This window comes from Mycobacterium sp. 852002-10029_SCH5224772, assembly GCF_001667315.1.
In the GTDB taxonomy this organism is placed as follows: domain Bacteria; phylum Actinomycetota; class Actinomycetes; order Mycobacteriales; family Mycobacteriaceae; genus Mycobacterium.
On record NZ_LZHT01000012.1, the window covers coordinates 68642 to 75425 of the forward strand.

Annotated in this window: 6 protein-coding genes and 1 pseudogene; all 7 read right to left on the bottom strand. The window is 66.0% G+C overall.

Annotated elements, in window-relative coordinates; all coding sequences use genetic code 11:
* Position 1: 1 nt before the first annotated feature.
* Positions 2-2155, bottom strand: coding sequence for a potassium-transporting ATPase subunit KdpB (kdpB, locus tag A5775_RS03965; protein ID WP_067247860.1), 2154 nt, complete (start codon positions 2153-2155; stop codon positions 2-4).
* Positions 2155-3825 carry a potassium-transporting ATPase subunit KdpA gene (gene kdpA, locus A5775_RS03970; RefSeq protein ID WP_067247863.1) on the bottom strand — a complete coding sequence of 557 codons (1671 nt, stop codon included), beginning with the start codon at positions 3823-3825 and terminating at the stop codon, positions 2155-2157. The genes kdpB and kdpA overlap by 1 nt, the downstream gene beginning before the upstream one ends.
* Positions 3826-3915 carry a potassium-transporting ATPase subunit F gene (locus A5775_RS26190; RefSeq protein ID WP_067247867.1) on the bottom strand — a complete coding sequence of 30 codons (90 nt, stop codon included), beginning with the start codon at positions 3913-3915 and terminating at the stop codon, positions 3826-3828.
* On the bottom strand, positions 3912-3995 hold the full coding sequence (locus tag A5775_RS03980) for a potassium ABC transporter ATPase (protein WP_067247870.1): 84 nt from the start codon (positions 3993-3995) through the stop codon (positions 3912-3914). Before A5775_RS03980 ends, A5775_RS26190 begins: the two co-directional genes overlap by 4 nt.
* 163 nt (positions 3996-4158) lie before the next feature.
* Positions 4159-5694 (bottom strand): cell wall metabolism sensor histidine kinase WalK, encoded by a 1536-nt coding sequence (locus tag A5775_RS03985; protein WP_067247873.1) that lies wholly within the window; start codon positions 5692-5694, stop codon positions 4159-4161.
* On the bottom strand, positions 5691-6464 hold the full coding sequence (locus tag A5775_RS03990; protein ID WP_067247876.1) for a response regulator transcription factor: 774 nt from the start codon (positions 6462-6464) through the stop codon (positions 5691-5693). Before A5775_RS03990 ends, A5775_RS03985 begins: the two co-directional genes overlap by 4 nt.
* A 250-nt stretch (positions 6465-6714) precedes the next feature.
* A pseudogene (locus A5775_RS25285) lies at positions 6715-6784 on the bottom strand (type VII secretion protein EsxI); the annotation flags it as partial.

A 6784-nucleotide genomic window follows, 5' to 3' on the forward strand; every position in this document is an offset into this window, starting at 1 on the left:
ATCAGGACATCCCCGGGATGAATTGGACGATCAGGTCGATCGCCTTGATGCCGATGAACGGGGCGAGGATGCCGCCCAGGCCATAGACATACAGGTTGCGGCTCAACAGTTTTGACGCACTGCTCGGCGTGTATTGCACACCGCGCAGCGAAAGCGGGATCAGCAACACGATGATGATCGCGTTGAACATGACCGCGGACAGGATCGCCGACTGCGGGCTGTGCAGCCGCATCACGTTGAGCAGATCAAGGCCGGGGAACAGCGCGACGAACATCGCCGGGATGATCGCGAAGTACTTCGCGATGTCATTGGCGATCGAAAAGGTGGTCAACGCTCCCCGGGTGATCAGCAGTTGCTTGCCGATCTCGACGATCTCGATGAGCTTGGTGGGATCGGAGTCGAGATCGACCATGTTGCCGGCCTCTTTGGCGGCCGACGTGCCGGTGTTCATCGCCACGCCCACGTCGGCTTGCGCCAACGCCGGCGCGTCGTTGGTGCCGTCGCCGGTCATCGCGACGAGCTTGCCGCCCGCCTGCTCACGCTTGATCAACGCGAGTTTGTCCTCGGGTGTGGCCTCGGCCAGGAAGTCGTCGACACCGGCTTCATCGGCAATCGCCTTGGCGGTCAACGGGTTATCGCCGGTGATCATCACCGTCCGGATGCCCATCCGCCGCATCTCGTCGAACCGCTCACGCATGCCCTGCTTGACGACGTCTCTGAGGTGGATGACGCCGAGCACTCTCGCGTGCCCCTCGATGCTTTCCCCGACCACCAGGGGCGTGCCACCGCCGGCGGAGACGTTGTCCACGATCTCGCCGAGCCGCGGGGGAACGTTGCCCCCTTGGCCGCGTACCCATTCCGCGACCGAGCTGGCGGCGCCCTTGCGCAGCAGGTGCCCATCGAGGTCCACGCCCGACATCCGCGTCGTGGCCGAGAAGGCCACCCAGTGGGCCTGCGACAACTCGCCCGAGGTGCGCGCCCGCAGCCCGAAGTGCTGCTTGGCGAACACGACAACCGAACGGCCCTCGGGGGTTTCGTCGGCGAGGCTGGACAATTGCGCGGCGTCGGCCAGCCGTTCGGCGGACACACCCTCGAGGGGGATGAAGGCGGCGGCCTGCCGGTTGCCCAGCGTGATGGTGCCCGTCTTGTCCAGCAGCAGGGTGGTGACGTCGCCGGCGGCCTCCACCGCCCGCCCGGACATGGCGAGCACGTTGCGCTGCACCAGCCGGTCCATGCCGGCGATACCGATGGCCGACAGCAGCGCGCCGATGGTGGTCGGGATCAGGCACACCAGCAGCGACACCATCACGATGCCGGTGACACCGCTGGCGCCCAGCGCCTGGGTGTCCGGGACCCCGGGATGGTTCACCTTGGAGTAGATCGCCAGCGGTTGCAGGGTCGCGACGGCGAAGACGAAGATGATCGTCAACGCGGCCAGCAGGATGTTCAGCGCGATCTCGTTGGGGGTCTTCTGCCGGTTGGCGCCCTCGACGAGTCCGATCATCCGGTCGATGAAGCTGTCGCCGGGCTTCTGGGTGATCTTGACGACGATCCGGTCGCTCAGCACGGTGGTGCCGCCGGTGACCGCCGATCGGTCGCCGCCGGATTCGCGGATCACCGGGGCCGACTCGCCGGTGATGGCCGATTCATCTACCGAGGCAATGCCTTCCACCACGTCGCCGTCGCCGGGGATCGCCTGGCCCGCCTCGACCAGGACGACGTCGCCCTGTTGCAATTGCGTTGCGGCGACCGCTTCCTCGACGGCGGTGGCCCCCGGCGCCCAGTCCTTGAGTCGCCGGGCCACGGTGTGCGTTTTGGCCCGGCGCAGCGCGTCGGCCTGGGCCTTTCCTCGCCCCTCGGCGACCGCTTCGGCGAGATTGGCGAACAGCACGGTCAGCCACAGCCAGATCACGGCCAGCCAGGCGAACCAGGTCGGGTCGATGATCGCCAGGGCGGTGCTCCAGGCGGCGCCGAGTTCGACGATGAGCATTACCGGGTTGCGCCACAGGGTGCGTGGGTTGAGTTTTCGCAGCGCGTCCGGCGTCGAGCGCCACAGCATCGTCGGGTCGAGCAGGCCGCCCTGCACCCGTTTGCCGCCGCCGGGCGCGGTCGGTTGGGTCTGCTGCTCGGCGGAATCGATCGCGGTCGCGGTCATCAGTGGATTCCTTCGGCGAGGGGCCCGAGCGCGAGCATGGGCAAGAATGTGAGGGCGACGACGATCAACGTGACGCCGGCGACCATGCCCACGAACTGCGGCCGGTGGGTGGGCAAGGTGCCCACCGTGGCCGGTGTGTTGCCTTGGCGGGCCAGGGATCCGGCCAGCGCCAGCACCAGCACGATGGGCAGGAATCGGCCGAATGCCATGGCCAGGCCGAGCGCGGTGTTGTACCAGTCGGTGTTGGCGTTCAGCCCGGCGAACGCCGACCCGTTGTTGTTGGCCGCCGAGGTGAACGCGTAGAGGATCTCCGAGAGTCCGTGCGGCCCGCTGTTGAGCATGCCGGCGCGTTCGCCGGGCAGCGCCGTCGCGATCGCGGTGCCGGTCAACACGATTAGCGGTGTGACGAGGAAATAGCTTGCGGCGAGCTTGATCTCGCGCGGGGTGATCTTCTTGCCGAGGTATTCGGGGGTGCGTCCGACCATCAGCCCGGCGACGAACACGGTGATCACCGCCAGCACCAGAATGCCGTACAGGCCGGAGCCGGTGCCGCCGGGCGCGACCTCACCCAGCTGCATGTTGAACATCGTGATCATGCCGCCGAGGCTGGTCAGCGAATCGTGGGTGGAGTCGGCGGCGCCGGTGGAGGTGAGTGTCGTCGCGGCGGCGAACACCCCCGAGTCGGTGACGCCGAAGCGCTGCTCGACTCCCTCCATCGCCGCGCCGGTGGCCGTCGGCACCGTGCCGTGGTGCCGCGTCTGAAACCACAGCATGAAGGTGGTGCTGATCGTGTACAGTGACGCCATCACGGCCGCAATCGCATAGCCCTGCTTGGTGTTTCCCACCATCCGCCCGAACGTCCGCGGCAGCGAGAACCCGATCACCAGAATGAGGAAGATCTCTAGCCAGTTGGTCCAGCCGGTCGGATTCTCGAACGGGTGCGCGGAATTCGCGTTGTAGAAGCCGCCTCCGTTGGTGCCGAGTTCTTTGATGACCTCCTGGCTGGCCACCGGGCCGCCGGTGATGGTCTGCCGCGCGCCGTTGAGCGTGGTGACCACCTGGTCGTGTAGGTGGAAGTTCTGGATCGTCCCACCGGCGATCAGCAGGATCGCGCTGACGATAGCGACGGGCAACAGGATGCGCAGCGTTCCGCGCACCAGGTCGATCCAGAAGTTGCCCAGCTCGCCGGTGCGGGTGCGGGTGAAGCCGCGCACCAGCGCGACGGCCACCGCCATCCCGACGGCGGCGGACACGAAGTTCTGCACCGCCAGGCCGGCCATCTGCACGAGATGTCCCTGCGTCGATTCGCCGGAGTAGGCCTGCCAGTTAGTGTTGGTGACAAAGCTGACCGCGGTGTTCCATGCGAGTGAGGGCGTCAGCTTGGTGGCCGGATCATGCAGATGCAGCGGCAAGCTGCCCTGGACGAGCTGGAACACGAACAGGAACACAATGCTGATCGACGAGAACGCCAGCACGCTGCGGGCATAGGCTCCCCACGTTTGTTCCGAGCGCGCATCGACGCCGATCAGCCGATAGATCATCCGCTCGACAGCCGAATGGTTTTCGGCGGCATACACGCGAAACATGTAGTCCCCGAAAGGCACGTGGACGACCGCCACGGCTGCGACGAGAACAACGAGGAAGATGATCCCGGCCGTGGTGGTGCTCACTCAGAACCTCTCCGGGAACAGCAGGGCGCCAACGAGATAGAGCGCAATGAGGATGGAAAGCACCAAGCCGACCGCATTTTGGTAGCTCATAGCCGTTCGACCAGCTTCTGAGCCACGCCGAGCGCGGCGAACACCGCCACGGTCAGCACGATGTACACCACCACGCCCATCTCATCTCCGTTCCGCGCCAAGCACGCGCACCCGCAAGGGACGCCGCCGAGTGGCCCCACCATCAAGCGACGGTCTCGGAGGCAAAATCAGGTTGAAATTAACCGGGGCAGCGTCCGGAAGCACGTGTGGTTGACGGTTTTCTAACGGGGCTACCGTGCACCTTTACGGTTTATTGACGCCCCGTGGCTGCGGCGCTATCAGGGGAAGCCGTACCCGGAAAACCGTCTCGCCCTCGGTGGATTCGACGGTGACCGAGCCATGATGGGCCTTGACGATCGAACTGACGATCGGCAGGCCCAGTCCGTGACCGGAACCGTCGGACCTCGACTTGTCCGCTCGGACAAACCGCTCGAACAGCCTGGGCAAAAGGTCTTCGTCGATGCCGGGCCCGTCGTCGGTGACGGTCAATTCCACGAAAGGCGGCTCGGGACCGTCACGGTGGCAGGTGATTCCGGTCGTCACCGTGACCCCGGGAGGTGTGTGCACGCGGGCGTTGCCGAGCAGGTTGCTGACCAATTGATGCAGTCGGGCGTGGTCGCCCCGCACCCAAACCGGCTGGTCGGGAAGGTCTTTGACCCATTGGTGGGTCAGCGCGGCCACGGTCGCGTCGTTCACCGCATTGTTGGCCACCGCGGCCAGGTCGACGTCCTCGGACTGCAGATCCTGGCCTTCACCCAGCCGGGAAAGCAGCAGCAACTCATCGACGAGCAACGCCATCCGCCGGGCCTCGGATTCGATGCGGGCCAACGCGTATTCGGTGGTCGGAGGCAGCGTCGAACTGTCCTGACGGGTGAGTTCGGCGTAGCCCTGAATGGCGGCCAGCGGTGTCCGCAGTTCGTGGCTGGCGTCGCTGATGAATTGCCGCATCCGCAGGTCGGATTCGACCCGGTGCGCCAGCGCGCCATCCACGTTGTCCAGCAACCGGTTCAGTGTGCGGCCGACGATCCCGACCTCATTCTGCGGGTCGGTGTCCTGCGGTTGCACCCGGATGCTGATCCGGTGGTCGTCATCGGCGAGCGGCATGGCGGCGACGTTCGCCGCGATTGCCCCGAGCCGGCGCAGCGGACGAAGCGTGTACCCGACAACCCATCCGGTGAGTGCCGCGGTAAGCACCAATGCCCCGGCGATCAGCACGATGGTGGTGATCTGTTTGCGCGCGATGATCCGGTCGGCGAGGTTCTGCGACATCCCGACCACGAGCACGTCGGACCCATCCACGGTGCTGTCGAGCCGATAAGACCCCAGGCTGGCGAGCATTTCGGTCCGTGGCGGCCCGCCAGTCCACCACTGCCCTTCCAGCGCGGTGATGACGTCGGCCGGCGCGGGCTTCGGTTCGCCTTCGGAGAAAACCGCCGACCCGATCACGACGCCGTTGCGCAACACCGCGATGAGATTGCCCGGCGTCTGTCCGGTGAATTCCAGCATCGCCTCTCCGATCGGCGGCGTGCCCGGATGCGTCGAAGTGTGTTCGCCGTTGCGGTATTTCGTGTACTGGTGGCTGAACGCGTCGAGGGACTCGGCGATGTCGGCGTCGCTCATGGCGTCGACATAGCCGCGCAGGCTGAGCACCGAAACGATGCCAACGGTCACCAGCACCACACTGACGACGGCCAGCACGCCCAAAAGCAACTGCCGCCGCAGCGAAGAGGGAAACCACCGGGGAAAGGCCCCGGATGCGCCGGCCCCGTCTTGGGTCATTCCGCCGGCCGCAGCATGTACCCCACACCGCGTACCGTGTGAATCATCGGCTCCCGGCCGGCGTCGATCTTCTTCCTCAAGTAGGAGATATAGAGATCCACGATGCTAGTGCGACCGGCGAAGTCGTAGTTCCACACCCGGTCCAGGATCTCGGTGCGGCTCAGGGCGCGCCGCGGATTGCGCATGAAGAAGCGCAGCAACTCGAACTCGGTGGAGGACAGCGACACCGGTGTGTCACCGCGGGTGACTTCCCGGCTGGCGGTGTCGACCCTGAGGTCGCCGACGATGAGGGTTTCGGCGGTCGGCGTGGGCGGCGGGCCGGAACGGCGCAACAACCCGCGCAGCCGGGCGACCAATTCCTCCAGGCTGAACGGTTTGGTCATGTAGTCGTCGGCGCCCGCGGTCAGGCCGGTCACCCGGTCCATGACGGAGTCGCGCGCGGTGAGGAACAGCGTCGGGGTGTAGACGTCGGATTGGCGCACCCGCTCGAGGATCCGCAGCCCGTCCACGTCGGGAAGCATGATGTCGAGGACGAGAACGTCGGGGCCGATTCTCTCGAACTTGGCCATGGCCTCGCGCCCGTTGTGGGCGATGTCGACGACCCAGCCCTCGTAGTGCAGCGCCATCTTCACCAGGTTGGTCAGCGCCGGCTCGTCGTCGACCAGCAAAACCCTGATCGGTGAACCGTCGGCACGGTTGATCCTGGGCAGCTGCCCCAGGATGGCTTGGCGGGGGCGCTGCGAGCCTGGGTATCCGGCCATTGCGGTCATGTCCCTCCAATTCTGACCAGCCACACACCGGATTGTCACGGAGTTCATAGAATTCTCAAATGTAAGCCGGTGACTGGCGCGCTCTCGGAAGCCCCCTGGGATGCCGAGTCGTCGGCCCGTTGACACGGGATCACGACGCGCTTGTGCTCGCGAAACCAATGACGCCCGAACGGGTTTAATCGATTGAACAGCAGACGCAAACGGGGCCGCGCACCGGTCGGTGAGCGGCCCCGTTGCGAACGACGAGGCGTCAGGCCCAGCTGGAGCCGACGGCGCTGTCGGTGCTGGCCATGTTGTTGCCCGCGGACTGGACCTTCTGT